Below are 3,830 nucleotides of genomic sequence, written 5' to 3' on the forward strand. Positions count from 1 at the left end.
TCGTAGTGTGTTTCTGTAAGCAGTTCCCACCCTGTACTTACATCTGGATAAGATATACTGTTTAATGCGCCTGCCAGATGACTGGCCAAAGAAGAACCGTTTAACCATAACCCTGTAGCTATCGGTCGGTTTAATTGATCGTATTGGGTAACCAGCCACTTTCCCTCATTTCTTAAGATTCCATCCTGAGACATTACCAACCGGTCCCTGCTATCGTATACCATATATGAAGGAGCCGCACCCGGCACTTTCTTCATGATCATTCTTCCCCTTGCATCATATTCATAACGGAACGCCAGTTCATTTAATATATCTGCTGATAATTGCCAGCCATTCATGGGCAGTTGTTCTACAGCTTTGGGCTGCAATACTGCTCTTAAACGCTTCAGATCATCATAAATATAATATGTACAAAGCCAGCCTGCATGGCCTGCCGATGGGTTGTCTGACAACTGTGTCTTCTTCAAGATAACCTGGCCATCCTTGTCTTTGTACTCTATTACCTTTTTATTCTGCTCATCGGTAATTACATTTTTAAATAACCGCTCCGCTCCATACGCAGCTGGCGATGCGTAAATGCCAAAGTCATTGGCAACCTCGGTCACCGTCCATACCCTTACCTCGTCTGCTGCAGTATTGAGCAAATAATCGCTGCTTACACCCCTATTTGCACCTGCCCAGTTCACACCTGGCGCTAAAGATTTAACCACCCGGTTGAGCGGTGATGCTTCGTATGCTGTTTGATGGTAAAAATGACTTTCACTTTGGCTGCTATACCAATTCTGATTAAACGATTCTTGTTGTGTTAAGGCATCCGTTTTATATACGCCATCATTTGTAGAAGCCACATAGGGCAGGTGCTTTTTTACCTCCCTTCCATACTGGTCGTACTCGAACGGGGTTACTATATCCTTGTTTGCAGAACTGGTTAAAGAACCTTTCTTTACCACCAATTGCTCCGTTCTTCCAATTCCGTCATAATAAGTAGCTGCTTCTTTAACTTCCTTCAGCCCTTTATCACTCAATGTGGCGGGGCTTGTCTCAGGCGCCGCAGCGTGCCAGGTGCGAATAAAATTGCGCGGATCAGTGGCAAATGCCTCAACCGATAGATATACGGACAGATAGATCCTACCAGTTGCGGAACCACTCCCCTCTGCTACAATGTAATAGGTACCTGGCTGAAGGGTATAATTTATAGAGGCCTGTACTCCATTGCAAAGCGGACCCCCGTTATTATTGATGGCAATAGCATCACCGGCATTATTCAGCAGATGAAGGTAGGTATCAAATTGGGAAGCGCAGGTTTGAATGCTTATCCGGGCCATACCCTGCACTGTAAAACTGTAAAAGATATCGGGGCTCGCGTCTCCAAAGTCATTCCCATAATTGTAGTTATGTCTTTGATCATGGTATTCGTGGGTACCATTTCCATAAGTGCCCATAATAATGGGATTGCTCATATTATTCCCCTGCGACAGCAACGTGAGCGGCGTCAACAAGGTAAATAGCAATATACCAAGTATAGCAAATTGCTTCATATATTCTATAATTAAATAAGGAACTAGTTTTTATTATTATACTGTGTTTGAACTTTAGAAAGTATTCGGTCTGTTAAAGGATCGGTAAGCTTTAGCCGTGGCCCCATCACCGCATACAGTTCGCCTATTTCATCTACAAAAAACTTAAGACCAACGCCCTGCACATCGCGGTCGAAATGCCGGTTCTTATCCCTATGGGTTAACCATTGCAGTAAGCTGGATTGACCATCGCCTTTTTTTACTTTCATACCTTCAGTAAGAATAAAATGCTCATCTTTGATACCGTATATTCTTTTAATATTTTCCTCATCTTTCTTTTTAAAACCGGCATCCTCTGAGGGAATACCAAATACAACGAGCGAACCCGCATATTTTTCCTTTAAACGGGAAAGATCATTTACAGAGATAGTAGTATCTGATGTGGTAAGAGGAATAATAATAAACAGCATCTTTTTTCCCCTGAATTGACCAAGATCGATCTTATCGCCATTGATATTCTTCAGCGGCTGCCTGTAAATACTCTCAATTGGTGTGAACGAAAACAAAGCAGTAAGCGCCAGAAAATAATATATATATTTCATATAAAAGTCTGTTTAAACTAGTTGGTTAATATATCTCTATAGAGCTGCAGGCATTATTCAGCGATATGTTGTAGAAACTAGCAGTTAAATACCCGGAATTATAATGACCGCAATCCACATTAAAAGTAAGCGGGTACCCTAGATTCTCGTATGCGGTTATTTCAATATTATAAGTACCAATAGGAATATAGCCCAGAATTCCGCTTCCTTGTGTCTCCCACGAATCAAAGTAATACGTCTTATGTGTTTCAACATTATATAAGGTGACATAAAAACTAGTATTGGCCATGGAAAAAAAGCCAAGGTCTACTAATGGCGCCTCGCACTGTCCCCAATCATCGGCCGCCGTCTGTGCACCAGATTTCGCCCAGCCGTCTGCCTCTTCCTGCGATACAGTAGATGTGTACAATCCATAAGGCACAGATACGTAATATGGTAAAGGCGCTCCCTCACTACAATATTGCGAATAATAATCGCCACTCCAGTCAGCACTGTAATAAGTAACTACCGGTGGGGCTGGATCGGGAATTGGAGTATAGCAGGTCCCCAGCTGCCCCTGATAGTTATAACAATACATCTTTAAGATATGGTTATCATGGTTCTTTACCATCGAAAGCCTTCCAAAATCATCATACACATAACGAGTAACCTGGTTATTCTGATCGCACGATGACGTCATTCCTATCAACGGGTCGTAGGTATATGTGGTCATCTGCGCTTCTACCGGATGCAGCCGCAGTTCATCGATGTAGCCAGTCCCTGTTAATTGCAACTGCTGCGTGCCGGTTACTTCCCGTTCTGTATATGTCCATCCATTTTTCGTTGGGCCGGTAATTATATGGCTGTGCGTGCCCATTGATGGAATCACAGATGATCCGTTCTTGTACCAATAAGACAGCCGGTATCTTTTGCCACTGTTCAAACCATAGGCATTAACAACAGTACTACCCATATTAAGGCAGATCGATCCGGTAGGAGAAGAAGCATCGCTGGCTCTTGCCGACGATGCACAAAACCAGTTACCCGAACCCTCTGCATCGGTAAAACTTGTTTCAAAAGATGAATAATAGACTTCATTCTTATCGGCATTTACCACTTCAGCAACGGGGAAAGATCTATTGTAGTCCCATACATAGGTTTTTGGATAATCATTTTCCTTCGATTGGGTAAGTATATTTCCCCTGGAATCATAATAGCTGTAACGGTGTTCAACTTCAGCATTATTATTCAATACTTTCTTTTCAATAGTTTGAGGAACTATAATACTGTTTGCGTTATTTACGCCCCAAGCATTATCGCCCCAATAATTGAAATTGGTTTTGGTAGATTGTAAAAAGCTGCTTCCATTCTTATATTCCGCCTGTTCAACCAGCGCCTGTAACTGGTTCTTCTCTACCATAGTGTTGTAGGGCGCCTGTGCCACGAAATCCAAAGGATGCCTGTACGTGATCTTTACAGACTCTCCTTTACTGTTTGTGCGCAGCGTTTCTTTTAACTGGTTGTCATTATTGGGAACCGGATCGGTATCATAAGTGAAGTTTTCAACAGTAATAAGATACTTACCGGTATTCTTGTCCCGGATACCGCTGGTCTTAATTATATTCTGATAAGGATATAAGAAGTGTTTATAGGCAGTACCTTCTATTACGTTTGTTACTGTTTCACCAAAAAGCGATATTCCTTTAGAATAAACCGATCGAATAAAATCATT

General features: G+C 42.1%; 3 protein-coding genes. All 3 read right to left on the reverse strand.

From position 1 onward, the window contains the following. Window positions 1–1,538, reverse strand: a 1,538-nt coding sequence (locus JUB15_RS28255; protein WP_207516111.1) for a DUF6443 domain-containing protein, incomplete at its 3' end; no start/stop codon positions are given. A gap of 23 nt (window positions 1,539–1,561) precedes the next feature. Then, the gene (locus JUB15_RS28260; protein WP_207516112.1) at window positions 1,562–2,119 is read right to left on the reverse strand and encodes a hypothetical protein; all 558 of its coding nucleotides are present in this window, start codon (window positions 2,117–2,119) and stop codon (window positions 1,562–1,564) included. Between the two features lie 25 nt (window positions 2,120–2,144). Further along, on the reverse strand, window positions 2,145–3,830 hold a 1,686-nt coding region (locus JUB15_RS28265), incomplete at its 5' end, for a DUF5977 domain-containing protein (protein ID WP_207516113.1).

The organism is Longitalea luteola, assembly GCF_017356035.1.
GTDB lineage: Bacteria > Bacteroidota > Bacteroidia > Chitinophagales > Chitinophagaceae > Niastella > Niastella luteola.